Annotated in this window: 24 protein-coding genes and 1 tRNA gene; 4 read left to right on the forward strand and 21 right to left on the reverse strand. The window is 57.3% G+C overall.

Annotated elements, in window-relative coordinates:
* Positions 1–221 precede the first annotated feature (221 nt).
* The 5 genes from ACWISF_RS05600 to ACWISF_RS05620 form a co-directional block, all read right to left on the reverse strand.
* Complete coding sequence (locus ACWISF_RS05600; RefSeq protein ID WP_448380613.1) at positions 222–1,328, reverse strand: glycosyltransferase family 4 protein; 1,107 nt, start codon at positions 1,326–1,328, stop codon at positions 222–224.
* On the reverse strand, positions 1,328–2,335 hold the full coding sequence (locus ACWISF_RS05605) for an NAD-dependent epimerase (RefSeq protein ID WP_448380614.1): 1,008 nt from the start codon (positions 2,333–2,335) through the stop codon (positions 1,328–1,330). The genes ACWISF_RS05600 and ACWISF_RS05605 overlap by 1 nt, the downstream gene beginning before the upstream one ends.
* 1 nt (position 2,336) lies before the next feature.
* Entirely contained in the window at positions 2,337–2,645 is a 309-nt protein-coding gene (locus tag ACWISF_RS05610; RefSeq protein ID WP_448380634.1) for a DUF3593 domain-containing protein, read from the reverse strand.
* A complete protein-coding gene (locus ACWISF_RS05615; protein WP_448380615.1) occupies positions 2,645–2,920 on the reverse strand; it encodes a DUF2499 domain-containing protein in 276 nt (91 codons plus the stop codon). Before ACWISF_RS05615 ends, ACWISF_RS05610 begins: the two co-directional genes overlap by 1 nt.
* A gap of 108 nt (positions 2,921–3,028) precedes the next feature.
* Positions 3,029–3,853 (reverse strand): acyl-CoA desaturase, encoded by an 825-nt coding sequence (locus ACWISF_RS05620; protein WP_448380616.1) that lies wholly within the window; start codon positions 3,851–3,853, stop codon positions 3,029–3,031.
* A gap of 182 nt (positions 3,854–4,035) precedes the next feature.
* Between ACWISF_RS05620 and ACWISF_RS05625 the strand changes: the two genes are divergently transcribed.
* Entirely contained in the window at positions 4,036–5,112 is a 1,077-nt protein-coding gene (locus ACWISF_RS05625; RefSeq protein ID WP_448380617.1) for a glycosyltransferase, read from the forward strand.
* Between the two features lie 15 nt (positions 5,113–5,127).
* On the opposite strand, the gene queG is transcribed toward ACWISF_RS05625, so the two are convergent.
* The 6 genes from queG to ACWISF_RS05655 are packed head-to-tail and all read right to left on the reverse strand — an operon-like array spanning position 5,128 to position 11,972.
* Positions 5,128–6,051: a tRNA epoxyqueuosine(34) reductase QueG gene (gene queG, locus ACWISF_RS05630; protein WP_448380618.1), complete on the reverse strand. Its 924-nt coding sequence runs from the start codon at positions 6,049–6,051 to the stop codon at positions 5,128–5,130.
* A gap of 14 nt (positions 6,052–6,065) precedes the next feature.
* The gene (locus tag ACWISF_RS05635) at positions 6,066–7,559 is read right to left on the reverse strand and encodes a cryptochrome/photolyase family protein (RefSeq protein ID WP_448380619.1); all 1,494 of its coding nucleotides are present in this window, start codon (positions 7,557–7,559) and stop codon (positions 6,066–6,068) included.
* 23 nt (positions 7,560–7,582) lie between these two features.
* Positions 7,583–8,602, reverse strand: coding sequence for a ribosome small subunit-dependent GTPase A (gene rsgA / locus ACWISF_RS05640; protein WP_448380620.1), 1,020 nt, complete (start codon positions 8,600–8,602; stop codon positions 7,583–7,585).
* Positions 8,602–8,820: a sulfurtransferase TusA family protein gene (locus tag ACWISF_RS05645; RefSeq protein ID WP_448380621.1), complete on the reverse strand. Its 219-nt coding sequence runs from the start codon at positions 8,818–8,820 to the stop codon at positions 8,602–8,604. The genes rsgA and ACWISF_RS05645 overlap by 1 nt, the downstream gene beginning before the upstream one ends.
* Positions 8,817–9,938: a molecular chaperone DnaJ gene (gene dnaJ, locus ACWISF_RS05650; RefSeq protein WP_448380635.1), complete on the reverse strand. Its 1,122-nt coding sequence runs from the start codon at positions 9,936–9,938 to the stop codon at positions 8,817–8,819. The genes ACWISF_RS05645 and dnaJ overlap by 4 nt, the downstream gene beginning before the upstream one ends.
* Before the next feature lie 60 nt (positions 9,939–9,998).
* Positions 9,999–11,972: a transglycosylase domain-containing protein gene (locus ACWISF_RS05655; protein WP_448380622.1), complete on the reverse strand. Its 1,974-nt coding sequence runs from the start codon at positions 11,970–11,972 to the stop codon at positions 9,999–10,001.
* Positions 11,973–12,045: 73 nt separating this feature from the next.
* Between ACWISF_RS05655 and tyrS the strand changes: the two genes are divergently transcribed.
* From tyrS to ACWISF_RS05670, 3 genes are all read left to right on the forward strand, one after another.
* Positions 12,046–13,236, forward strand: a complete 1,191-nt coding sequence (gene tyrS / locus ACWISF_RS05660; protein ID WP_448380623.1) for a tyrosine--tRNA ligase — start codon at positions 12,046–12,048, stop codon at positions 13,234–13,236.
* A 56-nt stretch (positions 13,237–13,292) separates the two neighbouring features.
* The gene (metH, locus tag ACWISF_RS05665; RefSeq protein WP_448380624.1) at positions 13,293–16,844 is read left to right on the forward strand and encodes a methionine synthase; all 3,552 of its coding nucleotides are present in this window, start codon (positions 13,293–13,295) and stop codon (positions 16,842–16,844) included.
* 86 nt (positions 16,845–16,930) lie between these two features.
* Positions 16,931–17,665 (forward strand): WecB/TagA/CpsF family glycosyltransferase, encoded by a 735-nt coding sequence (locus ACWISF_RS05670; RefSeq protein ID WP_448380625.1) that lies wholly within the window; start codon positions 16,931–16,933, stop codon positions 17,663–17,665.
* Between the two features lies 1 nt (position 17,666).
* On the opposite strand, the gene ACWISF_RS05675 is transcribed toward ACWISF_RS05670, so the two are convergent.
* The 10 genes from ACWISF_RS05675 to ACWISF_RS05720 form a co-directional block, all read right to left on the reverse strand.
* Positions 17,667–17,751: transfer RNA gene (locus ACWISF_RS05675), tRNA-Ser, on the reverse strand.
* 13 nt (positions 17,752–17,764) lie between these two features.
* The gene (gene rsfS / locus ACWISF_RS05680; protein ID WP_448380626.1) at positions 17,765–18,139 is read right to left on the reverse strand and encodes a ribosome silencing factor; all 375 of its coding nucleotides are present in this window, start codon (positions 18,137–18,139) and stop codon (positions 17,765–17,767) included.
* A gap of 117 nt (positions 18,140–18,256) precedes the next feature.
* The gene (locus ACWISF_RS05685) at positions 18,257–19,594 is read right to left on the reverse strand and encodes an S-layer homology domain-containing protein (RefSeq protein WP_448380627.1); all 1,338 of its coding nucleotides are present in this window, start codon (positions 19,592–19,594) and stop codon (positions 18,257–18,259) included.
* Positions 19,595–19,607: 13 nt separating this feature from the next.
* Entirely contained in the window at positions 19,608–20,753 is a 1,146-nt protein-coding gene (gene ribD, locus ACWISF_RS05690) for a bifunctional diaminohydroxyphosphoribosylaminopyrimidine deaminase/5-amino-6-(5-phosphoribosylamino)uracil reductase RibD (RefSeq protein WP_448380628.1), read from the reverse strand.
* Entirely contained in the window at positions 20,750–21,100 is a 351-nt protein-coding gene (locus ACWISF_RS05695; RefSeq protein WP_448380629.1) for a single-stranded DNA-binding protein, read from the reverse strand. Before ACWISF_RS05695 ends, ribD begins: the two co-directional genes overlap by 4 nt.
* A 38-nt stretch (positions 21,101–21,138) precedes the next feature.
* A complete protein-coding gene (locus tag ACWISF_RS05700) occupies positions 21,139–22,980 on the reverse strand; it encodes an ABC transporter ATP-binding protein (protein WP_448380630.1) in 1,842 nt (613 codons plus the stop codon).
* Entirely contained in the window at positions 22,977–23,423 is a 447-nt protein-coding gene (locus tag ACWISF_RS05705; RefSeq protein WP_448380631.1) for a YbjN domain-containing protein, read from the reverse strand. Before ACWISF_RS05705 ends, ACWISF_RS05700 begins: the two co-directional genes overlap by 4 nt.
* Positions 23,424–23,476: 53 nt before the next feature.
* On the reverse strand, positions 23,477–24,274 hold the full coding sequence (folE, locus tag ACWISF_RS05710; protein WP_448380632.1) for a GTP cyclohydrolase I FolE: 798 nt from the start codon (positions 24,272–24,274) through the stop codon (positions 23,477–23,479).
* A gap of 116 nt (positions 24,275–24,390) precedes the next feature.
* Entirely contained in the window at positions 24,391–25,938 is a 1,548-nt protein-coding gene (gene guaA / locus ACWISF_RS05715; protein WP_448380636.1) for a glutamine-hydrolyzing GMP synthase, read from the reverse strand.
* A gap of 96 nt (positions 25,939–26,034) precedes the next feature.
* A partial coding sequence (locus tag ACWISF_RS05720) for a transposase (RefSeq protein WP_448380633.1) occupies positions 26,035–26,242 on the reverse strand: 208 nt, incomplete at its 5' end.

The raw sequence follows: 26,242 nt of genomic DNA on the forward strand, positions 1-26,242 counted from the left end.
CCGTTCTCAATGAAACTTATCACCTTCTTCCGTAAATCCAGACTGTAACACATTCTGATTCTCCTCCTTGATGCTCACCTTCCTCCCCATCTTACACCCTCCTCTCATAAAATGTTGCATTTTCAATAAAAATGACTATAAGTCTTGCGTCTATTTCTGAGCAACTGTTGCGGTTTGGGATGATGGCCAAGTGAGTTGTTCGGTCGCGAACATGGGTGAACTCATGGGTCGGCATTGGGGGCCAGAATCTGTTGATAGACCTGCACGGTTTGGGCTAACAACCGGGGAAAGGTGAAGTGGGCTTCATAGCGTTCTCGCCCCGCTTGCCCCATCGCCCGCCGCTGTTGTGGGGAATCAATTAAGTGTTGTAGGGCTTGAATTAACTGCGCTTGCTGACCTGGCGCCACCACGTAACCGGTCACCCCTGGAATGACCGCTTCGGCAGCCCCACCTACATCGCTGACGACCACCGGCAAACCCGCCCGCATCGCCTCTAGGGTGGAGCGGGGAAAAGCCTCCCAGTGGGAAATAAGGGCGAAAATGTGCGCCTGGGCCAACAACCGCGCCACATCCGGGCGATACCCCCAAAAGGTCACGCGGTCGTGGAGCTGGAGCTGTGCCACCAACCGTTGCAGATGCGGCAAGAGGGGGCCATCCCCGACCAAATCCACATGCACATGGGGGCGATGTAACTTGGCTACTGCTTGGAGTAAATCTGCCTGGGCTTTTTGGGGTTCCAACCGCCCAATCATAATAATTCGCACCGGCGAACCCCGATCCGGTTGCGCCCGCAATTCTGGGGAAATATCGGGCATGGCATTGTAAATCGTGACCAATTTTTCCGGCGGTAATCCTGCGGCAATCCCCTGGCGACGGATGGCTTCGGCAACACAGATGATTTTGCGGGGAATCGGGGCGCACAACCGCTCCAACATCTGATAAAAACCCGCCTGCCAACCCGGCGTGGCAAACGACCACCCATGTACGGTAAACACACAAGGAATGTTTTGCGCATAACAGGCCAACCGTCCCAAAAAGCCTGCTTTGCTGGAATGCAGGGAGACCAAATCGGGGCGCAGTTTCCCCAATAGCCGCCCCAGTTTGACCAGGGCCTGCCTATCTTTGCTGAGATGAATTGGGCGCACCAATTCGGGAAGAATGTAGTGGCGGATGTGATGCCGTGCCAATAAGGTTTGCAAGGGGGTGCCTGCCCCGGAAATCACCCCGACATGATGCCCCTGGTGTTGCAGGTGGTGGGCCAAGTCGCTGACATGAATTTGCGCCCCGCCGATGGCATCCCCGCGGGTGACCACAAAAAGCAGGTGCATCAGCTCAGGCGATAGTAATCCCGATACCAGGCGACAAAGCGGGGAATGCCGACTTCGATGGGGGTTTGGGGCACAAAACCCACCGCCGCCGTTAAATCGGCAATGTCGGCATACGTAGCGGGCACATCCCCCGGTTGCAACGGCAGAAATTCTTTGATGGCCGTACAGCCCAACGCCTGCTCTAAAACCGCAATGAAATCCAACAGGGACACAGGGCGGTGGTTGCCGATGTTGTACAAGCGGTAGGGGGCAACGCTGACCCCGGGGTGGAGTTCCTCCAGGGGCTGCGGTGTGGGAATGTGCTCGAAAATTGCCAACATTCCCGCCACAATGTCATCGATATAGGTGAAATCCCGCTGCATTTTGCCGTAGTTATACACCGGGATGGGTCGCCGTGCCAAAATCGCTTGGGTGAATTTGAAAAGGGCCATATCCGGTCGTCCCCAAGGCCCATACACCGTAAAAAAGCGCAACCCGGTGACGGGCAAACCAAATAAATAACTGTAGGTGTGGGCCATCAGTTCATTGGATTTTTTGGTCGCCGCATACAAACTAATGGGGTGATCCACGTTATCCCGTACGGAAAAGGGCATTTGGGTATTTAACCCATACACAGAACTCGAAGAAGCAAACACCAAATGCTTGACCCGGTGATGCCGACACCCTTCCAAAACGTGCAAAAATCCCACCACATTGCTGTGGATATAGGTGTGGGGATGCTCTAGGGAATAGCGCACCCCCGCCTGCGCTGCCAAATGCACCACGATTTCCGGTTGATGCCGCGCGAATAATTCCTCCGTCCCCTGGCGGTCGGCCAAATCCAAAAGCTGAAACCGAAACCGGTCATAGTTTTTGAGCTGCTGCAGACGGTCCTGCTTTAATTGCACCGAATAGTAGGGGTTCAAATTGTCCACGCCCACCACCTCATACCCCCGACCGAGGAGCGCCTGGGCAAAATGAAACCCGATAAAACCCGCCACCCCCGTCACCAAAACCGTCCCTGCCATCCTATTCCTGGGCCATTGCCCCCTGGCGTTGCTTTTCCATCTTATGCTGCAGCGCCCGCCGCACCCCCAACACCAGCGTCAAATTGGCAACGGTCAACCAAAATTCCGCCGCCCCGTGCAACATGTCCACATTCGCCAGCGACGTGCCGTAGTACCGTTGTGCGATGAGCCCTGCCGGAAGCGAGACCGCCACAAACAGCAACGTCAAGCCAAACCCCAGCCGTATCCCCCCAGGAGCCCGCGCCCGCCCCAAACACCACAAAAACCCCAAATAGGGAAACAAAGACAAGCCAAACAGCAAATTTTCCATCACGGTTGCCCCTGCCGCACCAACCCCCACGCCGCCCACCACAGCGCCACATTCCCCACGAACGTCAACCCTGCCTGCCCCGTCACCAACCAGTCCAAATGCGGGTCATTGTCAAAAAAATGCCAGGTCAGGGCACACACCGCACCGCCCAAAGCCGGGAGCATCGCCCAGGTGAACGTCCGCCAACCATACTGCCAAAACAACGCCATTGCCATCCCCCACTCCAACACACTGGCAATGTGGATGACCCAGGTCGGCCAGGAAAGACTGTGCATCCGGTGCAGCTCCGGCAGAACAACCCCTCACCCAATAGGCTACCAAAAATCCCCCGCCTGCCAGGGGACAGGTGGCAAGGTCATTTCACCTCACCACCCCCAAACCGGCTATGCCGTCGCGGACTCATGCGCCAGACGCACCTTGGTCGCCAAGCCCAGCTTCTGCAACAGCCAGATCATCATCCAGGTCGCATCAATCTCCCACCAACGCAAACCGTGGCGCGCCGAATGGGGATAGGCATGATGGTTGTTGTGCCACCCCTCGCCATAAGAAAGGAGCGCCACCCACCAACAATTGGTCGAACGGTCCCCCGACGCGTAGGAACGATAGCCAAACTTGTGGGTAGCACTGTTGACCAGCCAGGTGCAGTGATACACCAGCACCAAACGCACAAAAATTCCCCAAATCACCCAGGGCCAACCCCCTAGCGCTAACAACACCAGCCCCAAGGTCACCTGAATCCCCAACATCCAATTTTGCAAAAACAGATACACCGGGTCCGTATTGATGTCCTTGGTGTACCTTGCCACCTCCGCATCCGCCGGAATATGGTGCAACATCCAGCCCACATGGCTCCACCAGAACCCCCGATTGGAATCGTGGGGGTCCCCCGGCTGGTCCGAATGCAGGTGATGAATCCGGTGCAGGCCCACCCAATCAATCGGGCCGCCCTGACAGGCCAACGTACCGCAAAACACCAAAAAATACTCCAGCCATTTCGGGGTTTGGAAGCTCCGGTGCGTCACCAGGCGATGAAACCCCAAGGTGATCCCCAGCCCGGCCGTCACCCAGTGGAGCAGCAACATCACCCCCACAGCACTCCAATTGGTCATCCCCGGTACAAAGGCCACCAAAGCCCCCAGGTGAATCCCTCCAATAAACATAATCGTCACCCAATCTAGGGGCAAACGTGTCTCTGCGGCAGTTGTCATGAAAAAATCCTTAATCAACCAACGTTCTTAACCCTACCACGAAATCCCCCTTTGTGGATCAAGGGAGCAGTAACTTATGTTAGGGTAAACCCGAAAAGCCCTACCGGCCGGTCACAATGGTGCTCGTGGTGATTCAATCCCTGTTAGCATTATTAGTAGTTTGTAGTGCTATTTTTTATGTCATGAATTGGCTGATCCTCAAGCAATTTCGCCAGATACATCTGCCCAATGAGCTAACTGTTGAACCGGGGGGAGTTTCCCTACTCATTCCTGTACGGGGACTGGATGCGGAAGCGGCCAGCAACTGGCATTCTTTTTGTCAACAAGACCACCCCTGCTACGAAGTCCTGTTTGGGGTGATGGACCCTGAGGATCAGGCGGTGCCTTTGATACAAAACTTATTAAACATCTATAAACACGTCCGTTGCCTCTACTGTTTGCAGGTGCATGGGGTCAACCATCAGGTGAGCAATCTCATGCACTTGCTGGCGGCGGCCCGTTACGAAACGGTGGTGTTTGCCGACAGTGATATTCGCGTGACGCCGGATTATTTGGTGACGGTGACGGCGCCCTTGCGGCAGCGGGAAATTGGTCTGGTGACCTGCGGCTATATGGACCATCACCCCCAGGGTTTGGGGGCGGCTTTGGCATCTTTGAACCGCTGTGTGGAGTTTCTCCCGGCATTTTTGTTGGGGCGGGCTTTGGACGGGGGGTTGCAGTATGCCTTGGGGCCGACCATTGCTACGCGCAAGGAGGTGGTGCAGGCGTGGGGAGGACTGGCGCAGGTGGTCAATCGGATTGGTTCGGATTTCCACATGGGACGCTTGGCGCGCCAGGCGGGGTTTCGGGTGGAGTTGTCTCCCTATATCTTGGACAACTGCTGTGGACGGGAGTCGGTGCGGCAGGTGTGGCAGCGAGAATTGCGCTGGGCACGCACGATTCGCCTCAACCGGGGGATGGAGTACTACGGGTTGGGGGCCACCTTTGGTCTGGTCTATGGGGGGTTGCTGCTGTTGAGCACCGGCGGGGCGTCTTGGGCACTGGCGTTGGTGGCAGGGATGTACGGCCTGCGGCTGGGGCAGGCATGGGCGGCCATTCGCACATTTCGCTGTCCGGAGCTGTATCGGTGGCTGTGGGTGTTGCCCCTGCGGGATGTCCTGAGTTTTGCCATCTGGCTCGCGGGGGCGTGGGGACAACGGGTGTACTGGCGGGGCCGCTGGCTGGTGGTCCAACCGGGGGGCATCTTGCAAGAGTCTTGAAATTTTTTTGATTTTTTAACTGTCGTAGCGTAATAATGCTTGAGCATTACGCCGCCACATAGCCGGTTTAATTCGCCGTAGCGCCGAACCCCGCAGGGTGCGGTCCCAGGTTGCCGCATCCAGTTCGGCCCACTCCCGCAGCGACCAGCGGGGCAAGCGAGGGGCAAATTCGGCAATATCCGTCGGCTGGGCAAACCGTTGGTTCCAGGGGCACACCTCTTGGCAAATGTCACACCCGGCCAACCAGCCCTGCAAACGGGCGGCAATTTCCGGCGGCAAGGTCTCCTGGCGGTTTTCAATCGTGTGATAGGCGAGGCAGCGACGGCTATCTACCACAAAGGGGCGCACAATGGCCCCCGTCGGACAGGCGGCCAAACAGCGGGTGCAGGTGCCGCAGTGTTCCGTGTGGGGTGCATCGGGGGTCAATTCCAGGGTCGTCAGAATCTCCCCCAACACCACCCAGGAGCCGTACTGTCGGGTAATGAGATTGCTGTGTTTGCCCACCCAGCCCAGGCCCGCCCATTCGGCCCACAATTTGTCCTCCACCGGCCCTGTGTCCACATACAGCCGGGTTTGGCAATCGGGAACTTGGCGGTGCAACCAGGCAGCCAACGCCTTGAGCCGCCGTCCCACGACCCGGTGGTAATCCCGGCCCCAGGCGTAGCGGGCAATTTTTCCCACCCTAGGCTGCTCCCCCGGCCAGTAATAATTCAACGCCACCGCAATCACCGAGCGCACCCCTGGCAACACCCGCTCAATCTGCTGCCGTCGGGCATCACACAACCAGGCCATATCGGCGTGATACCCTGCCGCCAACCACGCCGGCAAATGGGACCGCGGCCCAGGCACAACGCTGGCAATTCCCACCCGATGGAACCCTAGGCGGCGGGCGTAGGCCTTCACCTCCTCGGCAGACAACACCACGATTGCCTTCCCCATCCCCTGCTTCCATCTTAGGGCGTCTGCTCGGGCCAACGCGCCAGAAACGCCTCCGCCACCTGCCAATGGCGGCGCCGCTGGGTCGAATCCATTTTTTGGAGCATAGCCGTCATCACACGCAAGCGGGGATTACGGCGAAAAAAATCCTGATGTTTCTCAATAAAACGCCAGTATAAGCCATCCCAAACTTCACACCAATCCCCCACCGGAAAATCACTCATTTTGCGCAGATAATTTGCGCTACTGATATAGGGTTTTGTGGTCATCCATCCCCCATCACTGTACTGGCTCATGCCATAGACATTCGGCACCATTACCCAGTCATAGCTATCAATAAAAAGCTCCATAAACCACCGGTAAACGGCATGGGGATCAATCTCACACAGAAGCATAAAGTTACCGAGGACCATCAACCGTTCAATGTGATGACAATAGGCCGTTTGCAACACTTTTTGAATCACATGATCCAGGGGCAAAATCCCTGTCGTCCCTGTGTAAAAGGCAGCCGGTAACAGGCGGCAATGACCCCAAAAATTGCGATGGCGTTGGGCGGTGCCGATGCGTAAATACATTCCGGCCATAAATTCCCGCCAGCCGATAATCTGCCGCACAAACCCCTCCAAACTATTCAAACGCACCGGCTGGGATTGGGCGTAATCGAACGTCGCTTGGATAACCTGGTCTGGGGTCAGCAACCCGATATTCAACATCGGGGTCAAAACACTATGAAAAAGAATTGCATGCCGGGTACTGATGGCATCTTCGTAGTCGCCAAAAAAAGCCAACCGTTGGCGGAGAAAATCCTCAAGCCAGTGGGCTGCTTCCCGGTGGGTCACGGGGTAGCAGAAATCCGTGACCGACCCCCAATGGTCAGGAAAATGTTTGGCGACGTAATCTTGCGCTTCTATTACGTAGGAATTTGCCGATGGCCAAGTAATTTGGGGAACCGGCATATTTTTGGGCAGTTTTTGGCGATTTTCCCGGTCAAAGCTCCATTTGCCGCCAACCGGTTTGTCCCGCTCCACAAGGATATTTAATCTCCGGCGTTGGGCAATGTAGAACTTGGTTAACGAGTAAGGTGGTTGCGCAGGCAATTGCTCCTGGAACCAATCCCAGGGCGTGAGGAATTTCGGGGTGGGCAGTTCGACAATTTTGATCTGATAAACACTGCACCATTTATGGAGTCTTTTGGTCAGGATATTATCTACCAATTCCGCAAGGTAAATGGCTTGAATTTCCCAGGTTTGCAGTGGCCGGAACAAATACTCCATCCGGGGGTCGCACCGGTAGGGAATGTAAACGACATCATACCCCCGTCTTTGCAATTCATCACCGTAGGCCTGCATACTGGCGCGATGCAGTACCAGCTTTTTTTGATGAAATTTCGCCGGGTAAAAATAGTCCCGAAAAAACAGTTGTTCTTCTACCAAAAAAACCGGACGACCAGGCTGTAATCCGGGGTGCGCCGCAAACAGTTGATCCGGGAAGATGACCGTAGCTGCCCGCATGATTGCACCCGCTCGGAAATCACCTAATCGTCATCAGTCAACAGGAGGTCAACTTCTTGGTGTTGACGACGGCGGGAAAGACTGCGGTATTTATGGCGAGCCAGTTTGGGTTCACTGCGCAACTGCCCCATTTCTTCCGGTTTATATTTCACCCCAATATCACACCGACCCTGACTTTGTTTGACTGCCCATAGAGCCTGCAATTCCTGCCACCACTGCACGTAATGCTCATAGCGTTCCCAGTTGCGCTCGACACCACAACCGGGTTCGTTTTGATGGCTACAATTGGCAAATTCACAGGTGGCATTTTGGCGGCGAATTTCGGGAAAACAGCGGGCCAATTCGGTCGGGTTGAGGTCTAAATTGGGTTGATTAAACCCCGGCGTATCGGCAATCATGCCCCCACCCGGTAAGGGCAACAGTTCAATATGACGGGTGGTGTGGCGACCCCGCCCCGTGCGTTGGGCAACTGTGCCAGTTGCCACGTCAACACCCGTGAGCATGCGGATGAGGCTGGATTTCCCCACCCCGGAAGGCCCTGCCAGGACAGTAATTTTACCGCATAAATGGGCTTGCACCTTGGCAAGATGGTCGCCGGTGGTCGTGCTAATTACCAGGGGCTGATACCCCCAGTGATGCAATTTTTCTTGCCAGAAATCGATGTGTTCTTGGCGGCATAAATCCGCCTTATTGAGAACCAATAAAAACGGTAAACCGGTGGATTCGGCTTTGACCAAAAAACGGCTGAGTTGGTGGGCATCCAATTCCGGTTCCGCCAAAGCCAGCATCAGGAGCAACTGATCCACATTGGCAATGGGCGGATGGTCCAGCTCACGCCGCCGCGGCAGAATCTCGCTAATGGCACCCCGCCGACTGGCTGGGTCCAGTTCTGCCACCCGCACCTGGTCCCCCACCAGCACCCACTGGCCGGTTTTTTTGAGCCGCGCCCTAGCAGTACACAGCAGTTCCCCGTATTCCGAGGTCGTGACCCGGTAAAAGTTGGCCTGCGCCGCCCTAACCTGACCAATCACTTCCTGGGACATTAGGCTTTGACGGTAAGGACAAAGTAATCCTGTTGCGGTTGAATCTGGACAATTTCATAGCCCTGTTGCCGCAGGCTGTCGGGCACCTGCTGGATCGGTTCCCCCCCGTCCAACCACACATCCAACAGGGTACCGGGGGGGAGTTGCTCCAACTTCAAGCGGGTGCGGACGAAATTCAAAGGGCAGGGCGTGCCCCGTAAATCCAAGCAGGGGTTCATCCGAAAATGCCGCCGAATAGGTCACCAATGCCGTGTTTGCTGGTTTTTTCGTGGCGAATGCGCGCCAGTTTCTCCAGCAACTCCCGTTCTTCGCTGCTGATGTGGGTGGGAATTTCCACCTTCACCGTGACAAAGTGATCCCCCCGGCTGACCGAATTGCCCAGGCGCGGGACACCCCGACCCTCAATGCGGAATTCCGTCCCCGGTTGCGTCCCTGGGGGAATTTTCAGGTCATACTGCCCGTCCACCGTCGGTACGGGAATGTGACAGCCCAAGATGGCCTGGAGATAGCTAATTTTCACCTCGGAATAGATGTGAATGCCCTCGCGCCGGAAGTGGGGGTCGGGCTTCACGCTCAAATAGACGTACAAATCCCCCGGTGGGCCACCCCTGGCGCCCGCATCCCCTTCACCGGAGACCCGTAGGCGCGTGCCGTTGTCCACCCCCGGCGGAATGGTGATTTTGAGCTTCTTGGTCACCTGGTTGAACCCCCGCCCGCCACAGGTGGGACAAAGTTCGTCGATCACTTGGCCGACGCCGTTGCAGGCAGGACAGGTGCTGACCTGGGTAAAACTGCCAAAGGGGGTACGCGCCGCCCGCCGGATTTGCCCGATGCCGCCGCAGGTGGGACAGACTTTGGGTTGGGTTCCCGGTCGCGCCCCCGAACCGTTGCAGGTGCTGCAGGTTTCCTGGTGGGTCAGGCGAATCTGTTTTTCCCCACCGGTAATCGCTTCCCGGAATTCCAACTCCAAATCCAGCCGCAGGTCATCCCCCCGCGTCGGGCCACTGCGCCGTCGGCCTGTGGTTGTGGACCCGGCAAAACCTCCAAAAAACTGCTCAAAAATATCCGCAAACCCGCCAATATCGCCGAAATCCTGGTAGCCACCACCCCCCGGAATCCCCGTAAACGCCGCTTCCCCAAACCGGTCGTAGCGGGCGCGGGCCTCCGGGTCCGACAGCACTTCGTAGGCGCGATTAATTTCCTTGAAGCGCTCTTCGGCCCCCGGCTCCTTGTTCACGTCCGGGTGGTACTTGCGCGCCAAACGCCGATAGGAACGTTTAATCTCTTCGATATCCGCGTTCCGGGATACACCCAGAATTTCGTAGTAATCCGCCATAGCACCCACGGTCTTTCCTACAGCTTAACAGGTTCCTTCCCCCAGGCGCAGGTAGGGATGTCACGACCGCCGGGGTTTGGGTCGCACGAAATGGGAAGGCGGGGTAAATCGCTCCACCGGCACCCCTTTGAGGGCCGCCAGCATAAATTGCCGCCAAATCGGCGCTGCCAGCACCCCCCCCGTCGCCCCCCCGCCCAAGGGCTGGTAATCATCGTTGCCGATCCACACCGCCGCCGCCAACTGGGGCACATACCCCACAAACCAAATGTCCCGCTCCGAACTGGTGGTGCCGGTTTTCCCCGCCGCCGGTCGGCCCAGTTGCGCCGCTGTCCCTGTGCCACTTTCGATGACCGTCTGCAACATACTGTTGAGCGCAGCCGCCGCCCAGGGGTCCAGCACCAGCTTGGGCTGAGGGATATTTTTCCAGGCCACTTGGCCGCTTTGGTCTTGGGCCTGGAGAATCACCGACGGCTCAGCGTACCACCCATTGCTGGCAAAGGTGGCGTAGGCATTGGCCATTTCCAAAGGGGTCAAATCCACCGCCCCCAAAGGCAAAGACGTCACCGGCAACATGGGGCTGGTAATCCCCAACGTGCGGCACACCTGCACCACCCGCTCCATCCCCACCTCTTTCCCCAGCCGAATCGCAGGCACATTCCGGGAAGCCGCCAGCGCCTGCCGCAGGGTTATACCGCCCCAAAAGGAGCCGTCGTAGTTGCGGGGAGAATACCAGCCGGAGCCGTCCCGATAGCTCACCGGGCTGTCGCTGACGTAGGACTCCGGGGTGTAGTGGCCCGAAGCCAACGCCGCGTAGTACACAAAAGGCTTAAACGCCGAACCCGGCTGTCGCTGCGCCTGAAACGCCCGATTGAACTGGCTTTTTTGGTAATCCACCCCCCCCACAATCGCCTTGATGTAATGGGTGCGGGGGTCCACCGCCACCAAAGCCAACTGCAACTGCGCCGAACCCCACCCCTGACGCCGCAAGCGGACGTAGCTTTCCCGAATGATTTGTTCCGCAGTCCGTTGCAACCGGGCATCCACCGTCGTCTGTACCCGCAACCCCCCCCGCTGCACCACATCCTGCCCAAATTTGGCGTGCAGCTCTTGCAAGGCCAGGTCCGTCACGTAGGGCAACCGGCTGGGCTGAAAGGAAGTGATTTGGTTGAGGTAGATGGGTTCCAAACGCGCTGCTTGCGCCTCCTCCGGCGTGACCCATCCCAATTGCTCCAACCGCTCCAGCACCACCAACTGCCGCTGTTTGGCCGGGCAGCGGTTGCTCAGAGGACGGTCCTGACACAGGGGTTGGTTGGCCGGGGCAAAGGGGCTGTAAAACTCCGGCGCTTGGATCAGACCTGCCATCAACGCCCCTTCGGCCAGGGTCAATTCCCAGGCCGATTTGCCGAAATAGCTTTGCGCTGCCGTCTCCGCCCCGTAATTGTTGTGCCCCCAATAGACTTGATTGAGGTACAGTTCCAGCAATTCATCCTTACTCAAAACCTGCTCCAAGCGCATGGCCAAGACCGCTTCGGCCACCTTGCGGCTGAGCACCTGCTCCGGGGAAAGCAGGATGTTTTTCACCAACTGCATGGTCAGGGTGGACCCCCCCTCCACCACCATGCCAGAGCGCCAGTTGGCCACCAACGCCCGCACAATACTGCCCAGGTTAACCCCCCGGTGGGTGTAAAAATGGCTGTCTTCAATCGCCAGCACCGCCAGTTTCAAAGGATGAGCAATCCGCTCCAGGGGGACGACTTCCCGGTTGGCTTCTCCGTGAATGGCGGCCAATTCTTCGCCCTTGATGTCGTAAATGTAGGTGGTTTGGGGCGGCACATAGGTTTTGAGCAGCCGCACATCCGGCAGGTTCCGAAAACTGTAGGCCAGGCCAGCCATCATCCCCGCCGCACTGGCGGTACCCACCAAGACCACCCCCAGGAGCATCATCCCTGTCCAACGCACCAGGGCACTGCCCACACCCAGGGCAGCGGCCAAGGCAGGCGGACGACGGGCAGGGGTAAAGGCTTTACCAGACACAGAAGGAATACCGGCTTGTTAAGATCAACGGGAATTTCTTCTCATGATGACATAGGACGAACCCGAACCAGCGGTGCCGAACAGCCAGCCAGAGTATGCAGAACTCGTGACGCGCGGGGTGGCCGAGGTGTTCCCCCATCAGCCCGACAGCGCCGACCCCCGCCAGTGTTTGGTGCGGTTGTTGGCGACGACCGACCGACCGCTACGCGTGAAATTGGGGGTGGATGCCACCGGCAGCCAACTGCACCTAGGACACAGCATTCCCTTGCGGAAACTGCGGGCCTTTCAGGATGCCGGGCACACGGCGGTATTAATTATCGGCGATTTTACCGCCCAAATTGGCGACCCCACCGGGCGTACCGAGGCGCGCCCTCCCTTGACGGCAGAACAGGTGCAAGCCAACGCCCAAACCTATTTAGACCAAATTCGCCCCCTGCTCGATTTCGCCACGCCGGGACGCTTGGAAGTACACTACAATTCCACCTGGCTAGCCAAGTTAGACCTCAAAGAAATCATCCGTTTACTGGGCACAATGACGGTGGGGCAAATGTTGGCCAAAGAAGGTTTTGCCGAGCGTTATAGCCAAAATCACCCCATTTTTCTCCACGAATTTCTCTATCCCCTGTTGCAGGGCTACGATTCTGTGGCGGTGCGAGCGGATGTGGAATTGGGGGGCACAGATCAAAAATTCAATATCGCTGTGGGACGGGATTTACAACGGCATTTTGGGCAACCGCCCCAATTTGGCCTCTTGGTTCCCATTCTGATAGGCACCGATGGGGTACAAAAGATGTCCAAATCCCTCAATAACTATATCGCCATGCAGGACCACCCCAGTGTCATGTATCAAAAATTGCAAAAAATACCGGATCACCTGCTTCCCCAGTATTTTGAGCTACTAACGGATTTACCGCTGGCGGACTTGCCGGAAAATCCCCGCGCGCAGCAAAAACTCCTGGCGCAAACCGTCACCGCATCCTACTACGGGGCGGCAGCGGCAGCCCAGGCCGCTTTGGCGACAGCAGGAGACATCCCGGAATTTTCGCTCCAGGGGGTGACCTTTCCGGCGAAATTGTTTTACATCTTGGCAGCCAGCGGGCTGTGTCGCAGCAGCAGTGAAGCGCGGCGCTCCATCCAAAACGGGGCCGTGCGCTTGGATGAAGAACGCATCACCACGGTTGACCAGGAATACAAAAGCCCACAGGAGTTGGTGGGGCGGGTGTTGCAACTGGGCAAAAGTAAATTTGTGCGGTTAGTTTCTTAGGTTTTCTTGGCAGAGAAACTTGCATAAAATAGGATGTACACCTGTGGTTGGCACCGATGACCCCTACCTTTTTAGAACGATTGCATCATCCCAGTCGCCCCGTGCTGGTTTTTGATGGGGCGATGGGCACCAATTTACAAGCCCAAAAACTCACCGCTGCCGATTTTGGCGGCCCCCAATACGAGGGGTGCAATGAGTATTTGGTGGTGACCAAACCTGAGGCAGTGGCGCGGGTACATCGCAGTTTTTTGGAAGCCGGAGCCGATGTCATCGAAACCAATACCTTTGGTGCCAATGCAGTCGTTTTGGCGGAATATGATTTAGCGCCTTTGGCCTACGAAATCAATCTCCAAGCTGCCCGGTTAGCCAAACAGTTGGCCAGGGAATTTTCCACCCCAGAAAAGCCCCGGTTTGTCGCCGGTTCGATTGGTCCAGGCACAAAACTGCCAACCCTAGGGCATATTGACTTTGACACCCTGGTTAACAGTTATCAAGAACAGGTGCGGGGATTGGTAGATGGGGGGGTAGATTTACTGCTTTTAGAAACCTGTCAAGATGTATTGCAAATCAAGGCGGGATTACGGGCAATTGACCTGGTATTAAGTCAGCGCAATCAACGATTGCCGGTGATGGTTTCCGTGACCATGGAACAACAGGGAACCATGTTGGTTGGCACGGATATTGCGGCGGTGGTGGCGATTTTGGCGCCCTATCCCATTGACATTATAGGGTTGAATTGCGCGACGGGTCCCGATTTGATGGAACCCCATATTCGTTATCTTTCCGAGCACGCTCCCTTTGTCATTTCTTGTATTCCCAATGCCGGGTTGCCGGAGAATGTCAATGGGCAGGCGGTTTATCGTTTGGAACCCCCAGATTTGGCAGGCGCATTGCGGCATTTTGTGGAAGATTTGGGGGTACAGATTATCGGGGGATGTTGTGGAACCCGACCTGCTCATATTCGCCAATTGGTGCAGTTATCCCAGCACTTACAACCCAAACCCCGGCAGGTGCATTATGTACCCGCAGCAGCTTCAATCTATACAGCGCAACCCTACACACAAGACAATTCGTTCTTGATCATTGGGGAACGGTTAAACGCCAGTGGTTCGAAAAAGTGTCGGGATTTATTAAATGCGGAAGATTGGGATGGTTTGGTGGCCATTGCCCGCGAACAAGTGCGCGAAGGTGCTCATATTTTGGATGTGAATGTTGACTATGTGGGACGGGACGGGGAACGGGATATGCGCGAATTGGTTTCCCGGTTGGTCACCCAGGTTTCCTTGCCCTTGATGCTTGATTCCACCGAGTGGACAAAAATGGAAGCCGGGTTAAAAGTGGCCGGGGGCAAATGTATTCTCAATTCCACAAACTATGAAGATGGCGAACCGCGGTTTTTCCAAGTATTAAAATTGGCCAAAATGTATGGCGCGGGTGTGGTCATCGGCACGATTGACGAAGAGGGTATGGCCCGCACAGCCGCCAAAAAATTTGCCATTGCCCAACGGGCTTATCGGCAGGCTATTGAATTTGGTATCCCCCCACAGGAATTATTTTTTGACCCGCTGGTGTTGCCCATTTCCACTGGCATTGAGGAAGACCGGCGCAATGCGCTAGAGACGATTCAAGCCATTGCCCAAATTCGTGAGCACTTCCCGGAATGTCATATTGTTTTGGGGGTATCGAACGTTTCATTTGGTCTCAAACCGGCAGCACGAATCGCCCTAAATTCTGTATTTTTACACATGGCACAGGCAGCGGGGATGGATGCAGCCATTGTCAGTGCCAGTAAAATTTTGCCGATCCACAAAATTCCCCCAGAAGTGCAAAAGCTCTGTCGGCAACTAATCTATGATGAACGGGAATTTCAGGGGGATGTCTGCACCTATGACCCTTTGACCGCTTTAACGCAATACTTTAGTGAGGTTACGGTTACCAAAACCCCAACGAAACCGGAAGATTTGACGATAGAAGAACGTCTGCGGCGGCATATCATTGATGGGGAACGCATCGGTTTAGAAGCCACGTTACAAGAGGCCCTAAAATACTATTCTCCCCTCGACATTATCAACTTGCATCTTTTGGAAGGGATGAAAACGGTTGGGGAATTGTTTGGCAGCGGTCAGATGCAATTGCCTTTTGTTTTACAGTCGGCAGAAACCATGAAAGCGGCTGTGGCTTTTTTGGAACCCTATATGGAAAAACAGGAACACGCAACCAGCAAAGGAACGGTGGTGATTGCCACGGTCAAAGGGGATGTGCATGATATTGGGAAAAATTTGGTGGATATTATCTTAACCAACAATGGTTATCGGGTAATTAACTTGGGGATCAAGCAGGAAGTAAGCAATATCATTGATGCCTATCGAAAATACCAACCTGATTGTATTGCCATGAGCGGTTTGTTGGTAAAATCTACGGCATTTATGAAAGAAAATTTAGAGATTTTCAATCAACAAAATATCACTGTACCGGTCATTTTAGGTGGCGCGGCGCTCACCCGTAAATTTGTGGAACAAGACTGCCAGCAAGTGTATCGCGGTAAGGTGATTTACGGCAAAGACGCCTTCACCGATTTGCACTTTATGGACCAACTGATGGCCGCAAAAGCGCAAGGGCAATGGGATGATGAAAAGGGATTTTTGCAAGTCCAGGATGGGGAACCCTCGGTGGATGTACCGCCTGGTGATGTTTCTGGAACCAAACCGGTTGATCTCATATCGGTAGATGAGGTGATTCCTCCGCAGGTAAGACAGGATATTCCCCGTCCGCTACCCCCGTTTTGGGGGACTTGTTTGCTCACGGCGGCAGATATTCCTATTGCCGAAGTGTGGCGCTATTTGGATCAGCAGGCGTTGATTGCCGGTCAGTGGCAATTTCGGAAACCGCGTGAGCAAAGTAAGGAGGAATATCAGGCATTTCTGGCCGAAAAAGTTTATCCAATCCTGGAACAGTGGCAACAGCGGATTCAACAGGAATTTTGTTTGGAACCCCAATTGGTTTACGGTTATTTTCCTTGTCAATCGGAGGGGAATACCTTATACCTTTATGACCCCAACTACGCCCGGCAATTTGTAGGGCAACCCGTGCCTTGGCAGGCGCATTTGACCCCGATTGCTCGCTTTCGTTTTCCCCGCCAACGTACCGGTAAACGCCTGTGTATTGCTGACTTTTTTGCCCCTGTGGGCTCTGAGTATTTGGATGTGATTGGTTTGCAGGCGGTGACGATGGGACAAGTGGCGACTGAATATGCCCAAAAACTTTACGAGAGCAATGCCTATACGGATTACTTATATTTTCATGGGATTGCGGTACAGATGGCCGAAGCTCTTGCCGAGTGGAACCACGCCCGCATCCGCCGAGAACTGGGTTATATCGCTCAGGAACCGGATAATATCCATGACATCTTAGCGCAGCGTTATCAGGGTTCTCGCTATAGTTTTGGGTATCCTGCCTGTCCCAATTTACAGGACCAATATACCCTGTTAAGCCTATTAGAAGCCGAGCGGATTAACTTGGTGATGGACGATGCCGAACAACTCCATCCTGAGCAATCCACCACTGCTTTAATTTGTTACCATCCTGAAGCCAAATACTTTACTCCTTAGTTTCTGGGGAGGGGATTAATGGGATTGGCGATATGTCCGTAGCGGGCATGATGTTGGTGGATGCAACGTTGCGGTTTGCTTAGGCTATGTCTAGGGCGCTGCCTGTGTTGACGATTCAGGGATTGCCCATTCATCTGGCGGCGGATTATGCCCAGGAGTTGCACGAACGGGTGAGCCGGGGCCAGGGCACCCATGTGGTGACGCTCAATGCGGAAATGGTCATGCAGGCTGTGCGGCAGCCCCGCCTCAAAGCGGTGATTCAAGCGGCGGACTTGGTTGTGCCCGACGGGGTGGGGGTGACCCTGTATGTGCGGTTGCGGCGCGGTGGGACGTATCATGCGCCGGGGATTGACCTGGTGAGCCAGGTGTTGGCGCATTTGCACCAGGAAACGGTCTTTTTTGTAGGGGGAGCGCCGGGGGTAGCCGCCCGGGCCGCCCAATACTGGCAACAACGCAACCCGCATTTGGCTGTGGCGGGCGTGCACCACGGCTATTTCACGGCGGCAGAAGAAGGAGAAATCCTGGCGCAACTACACCGGCAGCAACCCCGCTTGATTCTGGTGGCGCTGGGGGTGCCCCGCCAGGAATTGTGGATTCACCAGCACCGCCACTGCTGCCCCCGGTCTGTGTGGGTCGGGGTGGGGGGCAGTTTTGACATTTGGGCAGGGGTGAAGGCGCGGGCGCCCCTCTGGCTGCGGCGGCTGTACCTGGAATGGGCGTTTCGTCTGTATCAAGAACCCTGGCGCTGGCGCCGGATGCTGGCCCTGCCCCAATTTGCCTTCCGGGTGTTGCTCCCGGCAGTTTGGGGGGGTGGCGGCTAAACGGAGAGGGAGGGATTCGAACCCTCGGAGGCTCGCGCCTCGCTCGATTTCAAGTCGAGTGCATTCGACCACTCTGCCACCTCTCCCGGTAAGGCCATTTTAACCAACCGGCGAGAAGGCCAACCGTTCGGCGTGCGCCCAAAACCGCTCCAAATCGTAATACGCCCGCTCCTTGGGCAGAAAAATATGCACGATCACATCCCCGTAATCTTGCAACACCCAACCGCCTTCTGCGGAACCTTCCTGATGCCGAGGCCGGGTATGCCACCGCTCAGCCACCTGCTCTTGAATGCCGCGCGCAATGGCCCGCACCTGCGCCGTCGAATGCCCCGTCACCAGCACAAAATAATCGGCAAGGTAGCAAACATCACTCACCCGCAGCAGGAGAATGTCCCGTCCTTTGCGTTCATCGGCGGCCTGGGCAATGGTCAAAGCCAGTTGCGTGCTCGGATCGGGTTGTTCCAATCGGGTCATGCCGTCAGGCGTACTGGACAAGGGCAATGCGTATGCACCGGTTTCTTTCTATCTATAGTACCGAAGCGATGGGGCAGGGTGATCCCTGCGGACGCCCATTACCCAGGTTTGGCCTTTTTAGGGTAGGGACACCACCAGGGGTTGATTTAGGGTGAGCACCAGGTCCGTCCCCGGTTCCATGACGATGACCTCCCGGATTTCGCGGCGATCCGCAGCACCGCCGACAACTGCACCCAGCACGGCTCCCCCAAGTACTTCCGTCGCTGTGACCCGCCGGTCGCCCGATAGGCCCCCCACGGCAGCCCCCAACCCGGCGCCAATGCCAAAATCCCGCAGGGCCTTTTCCGGTTTGCGGCCCCAATTCAAGCCAGCAGCAGCCCCGGCTACCGTACCGGCTAGGACTTCACCCGCTTCAATCCGCCGGTCCCCCGACACCCCAGCAATCAACGCCGCCGCCGCCGTGCCCACCAGCGCACCCGGCAGAATCGGGCGTAAACTGCGCTCGCTCAGCTCCTGCGTCGGCCGCACCGGCTGGGAAACCGCCTCCAAGGGCAGGGTCTTCCCCCGCAGGGTAATTTGCTGCGCCACGAACTGGGAACCCCCTACTCCTGGCCGCATCTCCCCCTGAATCGTACTCCCGGCCGGAATCACCAGTCGCCCTTGCGTATCCCGCACCTCCTGCACCACCGTCAGGCTCAAGGGCAACCGGTCCTGGGGCGCCAGAATGACCCGTTGGCTGCCGGAGCGGGCCACCACCAGCGTTCCCTGGGGCAACGTGACCGTTTGGGGTTGGGTGGCAACCGGCGACCTGTAACCGGCAACGTACTGGTTGGGAATGGCTGCCAACCCCAATCCCTGGCACAAACCGGCTGCCACATCCGCGCGGGACGCCAACTGATGCGGGCGCAACAGCGACACATCGGGATAATTCACCACCAACTGTTGCTCGCTGGCGGCAGCCACCCCAGGCCGGGCGTAATCCGGGACACGGGCCGCATCCTGGTACAACTGGGACAACAGCACCTCCGGCGGTTGCGTGGGACGCAAATTCAACCCGCTGCTGAGCGCCACCCATACCTGCAGTCGGGAGATGGGCTGCTCAGGGCGGAACCGGCCATCGGGATAACCGGACAAAAACCCTGCCCCCACCGTGCGGTTGATCGCTTCATAAGCCCAAAAGTTGGGGGGCACATCCCGAAACGCTACCCGCCCCGTCGTAGGCCGGTTGGCCAAAAACGCCCGCGCCACCATCGCGGCAAATTCCGCCCGCGTCACCGGGTCATCGGGACGAAACCGACCATCGGCAGAACCGCCCACGATTCCCCGTTGCACCAATTCTTGAATGCACGCATCTGCCCACAGACCTTGCGTATCACGAAACGCCAAACTGGGAGTGGCCAAGACTAAAATCAGACTGCCCGCCCCGCATAGGCGGCCCATTATCGCCCTATTCATAGGGTTGGATTCCTCATTCTCTGGTACTGCCCCTTGAGACGGCAGCAGGGGATGGGGGTTCCCCGGCAGAACTTCCCCTTGGCAAATAGCCCACCACCAGCCAATCCTGGCCCACCTGTTCCCAGTGACAGCGGTCCAACACCAAAGCCTCCGGCATCTGGGTCAACCCCAGGTCCCCCACCGGCGTCGGCGCCTGCCCCCCCCCAATGATCTTCGGGGCGATAAACGCCATGACCTTTTGCACCGCCCCCGCCCGGATGGCCTGGGCCGCCAGATTCCCGCCGCATTCCCACAACACCGTATTGCACCCCCGTTCTGCCAGAGCCGTCACTACCGTTGCTGGCGTGCAGGGGTCCAGTTCCAGCACCTCCACCCCCACCGCCTGGAGTTTTTCTAATAGCGCCGGTCGCGCTGCCCGCCGGGGCGTAATTAGCAGAGTGCGCTGCCGCTCATCCCCCTGCCAAACCTGGGCATCCCAGGGCAAATCCAGACTCCGGGACAACACCACCCGCAGGGGCGAATGAGGCGTGACCCCGTGGGTGGTCAAGGCCGGATTGTCCCGCCGCACCGTATTCCCCCCGGTGATCACCGCATCGCAGCGAGAACGCAGGCGATAAACCCATTGCCGCGCCGTCTCCCCTGTGATCCACAGACTGTCGCCGGTACTGCTGGCAATTTTGCCATCGAGGGTCATGGCGTACTTGAGAATGCCAAAGGCCCGGCCCGTATGTACCCGATGGCAAAACCCCTCGTTGAGGGTCTGACAGGCCTCGGCCAACACGCCCACCGTCACCTCGATGCCCGCCTGCTGTAAACGGGCAATGCCCTTGCCGGCCACCCGCGGGTCAGGGTCAATCATCCCCACCACCACCCGGCGAATCCCCGCTTGGATCACCGCTTCCGTGCAGGGGGGGGTACGGCCAAAGTGATTGCACGGCTCCAAATTCACATACAGGGTCGCGCCCCTGGCCCGCTCCCCCGCCGCCTGCAGGGCAAACACCTCCGCATGGGGCTGACCCGCCTGGGGATGGAACCCCTCACCCACCACCTGCCCGTCGCGCACGATCACCGCCCCCACCAGGGGATTGGGGCTGGTCCGTCCCCAGGCCCGTTGCGCCAACTCCAGGCAACGGGTCATGTAGCGCTCATCTTCGGTCATGGGCTGGCCGGTGCCGGTTCTTCCGCCGGTTTCACCCCGTAATCCAACACCTCGGCAAACCGAATTTTGAGCGCCGTAGCCGGCTGTCCCTCCTTATCCGTGTAATGGTCTTCATCCAACCGCCCGGTGACCGTGGCGCGGGTTCCCTTATCCAACAAATTCATGGCCGTTTCCGCCTGGTTGCCCCAAATTTCCACCTGGAATTTCAAGGGGGGAACCTCTTCCCCTTCCGTTTTGCGGCGGTTGACGTACAGCGGAAAACTGCACAGCACCGTGCCCCGTTCAAAATGGCGAATGGTCGGTTTGGCCGCCACATAACCACAGACTGTTACCGTTGCCCACGTCATGACCAGTTCTCACCAACAGGTTAGCCCCAGCATAGCATTTAGGCCATCACCCCTAACTCCGGCGTGGGTTTTTGCCCGGCCACCTGCAACTGCCAGTACTGGGCGTAGCGTCCCCCCAGGCGCAGCAATTCCTCATGGGTGCCCTGCTCCACCAAGCGTCCCTGCTCGAGCACCAGAATCTGGTCGGCGTGGCGAATCGTGGACAAGCGGTGGGCAATCACCAACACCGTGCGGTTTTGTTGGAAGGCGTATAACGCCTGTTGCACCAGGGCCTCCGCCTGGGAATCCAACGCGGAGGTGGCCTCATCCAACACCAACAGTTGGGGTTGGCGCAAAATCGCCCGCGCCAGGGCCAACCGCTGCCGCTGTCCCCCGGAAAGCCGGTACCCCCGTTCCCCCACCACCGTATCGTAGCCCTGGGGCAACCGCTCGATAAATTCCGCCGCATAGGCCGCCTGCGCCGCCCGTTCCACCTCCGCATCCGTGGCCTCCAACCGGCCAAAACGAATGTTTTCCCGAATCGTGGTATTGAACACAAAATTGTCCTGGCTCACCACCCCCAGATGCTGCCACCAGTCCGCCAAGGACAATTCCCGCCGGTCCACCCCATCCACCCAAATCCGCCCTGCCGTCGGTTCGTACAGACCGATCAGCAAATCGGCGACCGAAGACTTGCCCGCCCCGGAAGCCCCCACCAAGGCCGTCACCCGCCCCGCCGGCAGCGTAAAGCTCAAATCCACCACCGCTGGCGCTGTCGTTCCCGGATACTGCAACGTCACATGCTCAAAACGAATCTCCCGCTGGACACCGCGAAACGGCAGGCCCGCCGTCTGCAAAAATTCCTTGTCCTGCGGGTCGAGAAACCCATTGAGCATCTGCAGCGAACCGCACAGCACCCCCAACTCGGTAGAGATACGCACCAGGTTTTGGCTCTGGGCGGCAAACCGGTTGTAGGCGGAAATAAACGTCGCCAGGGTAGGTAAGAGCAAATTCACCGGACGCCCTTGGCTGAGAATCCACAGCCCCCCCAGCAGCATCACCGCCAGCACCGTCGTGGCCAACACCGAAGAAAGCGGGTCCGGCAGCGTACTCCAGGCCACCTGCCGGTCAATCAGCCGCAGCACATTCCGCTGCAGTTGCTGCAACTGCGCCAGGGTGTGCTCGTGGCGGTGAAAGCTGTAGATGAGCCGCAGCGCCTGCAAACTCTCGACCATGTGGCTTTTAATATCCGCCGCTTCCCCCGTCAGGGAAAAGGCCGCCTTTTGGATGCGCGGCACAATCTGACGCTGCATCCAGATCAACGTCGCCGATAACACCAAAGTCGAAACCAACACCAACGGCGAAATCCAAATCAAAACCGCCAGATAAGAAGCCATCAAACACAAAGCCAGCACCAGCCGATTCGCACTCAACAACAGGTTATTGCTGAGCATCCCCAAATCCAAAAAGTTCACCAACTCCCCGTGGCGATAGCGGCTGATACAGGGAAAACTCAAACGCAACATCTGCGCAAACAGCAGATGGCTGACGTACATACTGATGCGATTTCCCAGATAGCTGGTGACAAGAACGCTGCTGTACTTCAGCGCGCCTTGGATCACCTGCAACCCCAGGGCAATCACCACCAACAGCGCCACCACCTGCAACCGCGACCAGCCCGCCACCCACTGCTCCAGCAGCGGCACGCGAAACTGCGCATCCCCCAGCACACTCAAAGCCAAATACACCGAGAAGTAGGTCGAACCCTCCAGGAGCCCCGTGCCCACATTCAACAGCACCGTCCCCAGCAAGCGCAACCGGTACTTAACCAGAACGCCAGCCAGCAAACGGGCAGTCGGTTGGGCCAGAAATTGCTGCAGCCGGGCGCGCCAACGCTTCATGCCGCCGCCGGGAATTTCGCCTGCAACTCCTCGTCGTAGAGGTCCGCCAAGGACGCGACAATTGTAATCAAGCGGGCAATTTCCGCCGGGTCCAACCCCAACAGCGAACGCGTCCCCACCACCACCACCTCCTGGTCCAAAATCGCAAACCGCGCCTCCATCGTCGTCGCCCAATTCAGCTCCAACAACTGCTGGTAAAGCGCCAGCGGATTTTGCACCGGCAACTTCAGCAGCCCCGCCCAGACCGTCAACATGTCATCGGTGCTGGTCCCGGTCAACTGCACATACACCTGCGCCGTGCCATAGCGAAACCGCCACAGATGCCCCTGTTCCACATGGCTCACCTGCGCCGAATCCGGTTCTGCCAACGAACTAATCACCGTCTCCACATCCTCAATGGGATTGGTCGGCTCGGTCACTTCTGGCAATGCAACATCCATCATAGGGGCACCTCATCTCTAATCGCAGGGTACACCAAAACCGCACCCTTGCCACCCTAAGCCATCATCCCCCCCTGCACCACCCGCAGAAACTCGGAACGGGTCGCCGTATTGTGCAGAAACACCCCGCCCAACTTGCTGGTCACCGTATCCGAATTCACATCCTCCACCCCCCGCGACTTGACGCAGTAGTGCTTGGCCTGGATCAGCACGGCAATATCTTCCGTCTCCAGAATGTAGGACAGGGCATAAAAAATCTGCTCCGTCAACCGCTCCTGAATCTGGGGACGTTTGGCAAAATACTCCACCACCCGGTTGATCTTGGATAACCCCAAGACCTTCCGTTTGGGAATGTAGGCTACGTGGGCACGGCCATCAATAATCACAAAGTGATGCTCACAATTGCTCTGCACATTGATATTGCGCTCCACCACCATGGAACTGTAGCCCATCTTGTTTTCCACCGTGGTGCATTTGGGGAAATTGCGCCAGTCTAGCCCGTAAAAAATTTCATCCACGTACATCTGCGCCACCCGCCGCGGCGTATCCGCCAGACTGTCATCGCGCAAGTCCAAACCCAAAACCCGCATGATCTCGGCAAAATGGTGGGCAATCAAGGTCCGCTTTTGGGTCTCATCCAAGCCCGTTTCCACCTGAGGGGTGGCCACCCCCTTGGCCAGCAAAAATTGCGCTACCCGTTGCCCCAACTCCGGGTCCGTTTTCTGGCTGCGAATGACCGGTTCGTCGGCATCGCGTTCCGGGTCCAGGTTGCTGACCACCACCAGAGGATGATCCTCAGCAAGGCACCCATGACCGTTCGTCACCGGATTTACAAAGGAAGGGGTCAAAGTCATAACTGTTCCGTAAGGGTCAATTGACAGCTTCCAGCGGCTCCCAGGTCAGACAGTTTCCCCAGGGCAACCCCGGCCGCCCAGACTGCAGTATAACCGATTCCCGCAGGGGCGGCTACCTACTCCCACTCGATGGTTCCCGGCGGTTTGGAGGTAATGTCGTACACCACCCGGTTCACCCCCGGCACTTCGTTGACAATGCGGTTGGCCACCAACTCCAAAAATTCGTAGGGCACCCTGGCCCAGTCCGCCGTCATGCCATCTTCGCTGGTTACCAGACGCAACACGATCGGATAGGCATAGGTGCGCCGGTCCCCCATCACCCCCACCGACCGCACAGGCAACAGCACGGCAAACGCCTGCCAGAGTTGGTTGTACAGGCCATGGCGGTTGATTTCCTGCCGCACAATCCAATCCGCTTCCCGCAGGGTTTCCAGGCGCTCCGGCGTCACTTCTCCCAGGATGCGAATGGCCAACCCTGGCCCTGGAAAGGGTTGCCGCTGCACAATTTCTTCGGGCAACCCCAACGCCCGCGCCACCTGCCGCACCTCATCCTTAAACAGCCGACGCAGGGGTTCAATGAGCTTGAATTGCAAATCCTTGGGCAGGCCGCCTACGTTGTGATGGCTTTTGATTTTCACCGCCACCCGTTCTCCGGTTTGCGGGTCCACCGGCCCCCCCGCCGATTCGATCACATCCGGGTACAGGGTCCCCTGGGCCAGATAGTCAAACGGCCCCAACCGCTTGGACTCGCTTTCAAACACCCGGATAAATTCATGGCCGATGATCCGCCGCTTTTCTTCCGGGTCGGTGACCCCCCGGATGGCCTCCAAAAACCGGTCGCGGGCGTTGACATATTCCACCGGGATATGAAACTGCTCGTGGAACAGTTTCAGCAACCGCTCCGGCTCCAGCTTGCGCATAAACCCCTGGTCAATGAACACACAGGTCAATTGGTTGCCAATCGCCCGGTGCAACAAAAATGCCAAGGTTGAGGAATCCACCCCCCCCGACAAAGCCAGCAGCACCCGTTTGTTGCCCACCTTGGCGCGAATCTCAGCAATGGCCTCTTCCACAAAGGCCGCCGTCGTCCAGGTGGGTTCACAGCCGCAGATGTGATAGACAAAGTTGCGAATCAGGGCCATGCCCCCCCGCGAGTGCACCACCTCCGGGTGAAACTGCACCCCATACAGGTTGTGCTTATGGTCGGCGATGGCCGCACAGGGGCAATTTTCCGTATGCGCCAAGATGGAAAAACCCTCCGGCAACTGCACCACGCTGTCCCCGTGGCTCATCCACATGGTGGTGCCGTCTTCCACGTTGGTCAATAAATCCGTCGGGTCGTCAATGTGCAAAGCCGCCTTGCCGTATTCCCCCAGCGCCGAGCGCACCACCTTGCCCCCTAACTGCTGCACCATCAAGTGCATCCCGTAGCACACCCCCAAAACGGGAATGCCCAGATGCCAAATCCCCGGGTCACACTGGGGTGCGCCCCGGTCATAGACCGAATTGGGGCCGCCGGAGAGGATGATCCCTTTGGGTTGCCAGGCCCGCAATTGCTCGGCGGTGGTGTGGTAGGGCAACAGTTCTGAATAGACGTGGGTTTCGCGGATGCGGCGGGCAATCAGTTCCGAATACTGGGAACCAAAATCCAAAATGGCGATCATCTGCCGGTGGGGCGCCACCGACCCAAAAGCAGCAGGGGATGCAGCAGATTCGGCAACCACAGGCACGACCGGAAAATGCAAGTGGTTCCATTTTAGCTAATCCGCCGTTCGCGCTAGCGGGACGTAGTCCTTGAAGCCCCGTTCTGTACCCGTAGGGTTAGATTCGGGATGAAAGGCGGGGGTGTTCTGATCTTCGATATATTGCCGCAGAACAGAGACAGTTACTCCCCCGCATGAAGCAATAAAATACGATTCATTCCACAAGACATCTTTCCAGTAAATTTTGTCAATATATTGCCTAAAC

It is taken from the genome of Gloeomargarita sp., from assembly GCF_053491055.1.

Coding starts and splice junctions, on each gene's coding strand:
- rsgA (WP_448380620.1), bottom strand. CDS start 8,602: ATGTCCCAGGAAGTGATTGGTCAGGTTAGGGCGGCGCAGGCCAACTTT.
- ACWISF_RS05645 (WP_448380621.1), bottom strand. CDS start 8,820: ATGAACCCCTGCTTGGATTTACGGGGCACGCCCTGCCCTTTGAATTTC.
- queG (WP_448380618.1), bottom strand. CDS start 6,051: ATGGGGAAGGCAATCGTGGTGTTGTCTGCCGAGGAGGTGAAGGCCTAC.
- ACWISF_RS05700 (WP_448380630.1), bottom strand. CDS start 22,980: ATGAAGCGTTGGCGCGCCCGGCTGCAGCAATTTCTGGCCCAACCGACT.
- guaA (WP_448380636.1), bottom strand. CDS start 25,938: ATGATCGCCATTTTGGATTTTGGTTCCCAGTATTCGGAACTGATTGCC.
- ACWISF_RS05635 (WP_448380619.1), bottom strand. CDS start 7,559: ATGCGGGCAGCTACGGTCATCTTCCCGGATCAACTGTTTGCGGCGCAC.
- ACWISF_RS05600 (WP_448380613.1), bottom strand. CDS start 1,328: ATGCACCTGCTTTTTGTGGTCACCCGCGGGGATGCCATCGGCGGGGCG.
- ACWISF_RS05705 (WP_448380631.1), bottom strand. CDS start 23,423: ATGATGGATGTTGCATTGCCAGAAGTGACCGAGCCGACCAATCCCATT.
- dnaJ (WP_448380635.1), bottom strand. CDS start 9,938: ATGGCGGATTACTACGAAATTCTGGGTGTATCCCGGAACGCGGATATC.
- ACWISF_RS05695 (WP_448380629.1), bottom strand. CDS start 21,100: ATGACGTGGGCAACGGTAACAGTCTGTGGTTATGTGGCGGCCAAACCG.
- ACWISF_RS05625 (WP_448380617.1), top strand. CDS start 4,036: ATGAATTGGCTGATCCTCAAGCAATTTCGCCAGATACATCTGCCCAAT.
- ribD (WP_448380628.1), bottom strand. CDS start 20,753: ATGACCGAAGATGAGCGCTACATGACCCGTTGCCTGGAGTTGGCGCAA.
- rsfS (WP_448380626.1), bottom strand. CDS start 18,139: ATGACCCGATTGGAACAACCCGATCCGAGCACGCAACTGGCTTTGACC.
- metH (WP_448380624.1), top strand. CDS start 13,293: ATGACCCCTACCTTTTTAGAACGATTGCATCATCCCAGTCGCCCCGTG.
- ACWISF_RS05615 (WP_448380615.1), bottom strand. CDS start 2,920: ATGCACAGTCTTTCCTGGCCGACCTGGGTCATCCACATTGCCAGTGTG.
- folE (WP_448380632.1), bottom strand. CDS start 24,274: ATGACTTTGACCCCTTCCTTTGTAAATCCGGTGACGAACGGTCATGGG.
- ACWISF_RS05620 (WP_448380616.1), bottom strand. CDS start 3,853: ATGACAACTGCCGCAGAGACACGTTTGCCCCTAGATTGGGTGACGATT.
- ACWISF_RS05670 (WP_448380625.1), top strand. CDS start 16,931: ATGTCTAGGGCGCTGCCTGTGTTGACGATTCAGGGATTGCCCATTCAT.
- ACWISF_RS05685 (WP_448380627.1), bottom strand. CDS start 19,594: ATGAATAGGGCGATAATGGGCCGCCTATGCGGGGCGGGCAGTCTGATT.
- ACWISF_RS05610 (WP_448380634.1), bottom strand. CDS start 2,645: ATGGAAAATTTGCTGTTTGGCTTGTCTTTGTTTCCCTATTTGGGGTTT.
- ACWISF_RS05605 (WP_448380614.1), bottom strand. CDS start 2,335: ATGGCAGGGACGGTTTTGGTGACGGGGGTGGCGGGTTTTATCGGGTTT.